The sequence below is a fragment of the Sedimentitalea sp. XS_ASV28 genome (assembly GCF_041224545.1).
Taxonomy (GTDB): domain Bacteria; phylum Pseudomonadota; class Alphaproteobacteria; order Rhodobacterales; family Rhodobacteraceae; genus Sedimentitalea.
The window spans coordinates 1-491 of sequence record NZ_JBGFGP010000019.1 but is presented as its reverse complement, the minus strand read 5'-3'; the positions used below and the strand labels follow the sequence as shown (position 1 = coordinate 491).

The following is a 491-nucleotide window of genomic DNA, read 5'->3' as shown; positions in this document are numbered from 1 at the left end:
ATGGTTGAGCGGTGCTTCAACAAACTCAAGAACGCCCGGCGCGTCGCAACCCGCTACGATAAGACGGCTGAAAGCTTCCTGGGCTTCATCGACATCGCGTCAATCCGACTTTGGATCCGTCATTTGTCAACATGACCTAGCTTACGGTCGTCAAGGGGTCTGTTGCATTATCTGCGGCGATTCACTACGCGATAGAACCAGCCCGGAATACTGCAAAGCCTTTATATCATATCGCGATGCCGCCCTTCAGGGCGGAAAACTGCTGCACGACGAGGCAGAAGGCAGCGTCCAGACTTGTGGTTCGCCGTTGGCATTTGCACGGGTACTGCTGATGCATGGAATCCCCCAACTGTTTGATCCCACGGTTTAATGGTGTGATCCTTTCGCAGGAATGGAAGGATGCCTTGTGGGACAAGTTCGCCACGGAAGCGCCACGTACTGTCCCCCGGCAGGCGAATTGCAAAGCAAATCTGCCGAGAGGGCACGCACGC

General features: G+C 55.2%; 1 protein-coding gene. It reads left to right on the top strand.

What is annotated here, in order from left to right; translation table 11 throughout:
* Positions 1-135, top strand: a 135-nt coding sequence (locus AB9K34_RS00185) for a transposase (protein ID WP_369952484.1), incomplete at its 5' end; no start/stop codon positions are given.
* Between the last annotated feature and the right edge of the window lie 356 nt (positions 136-491).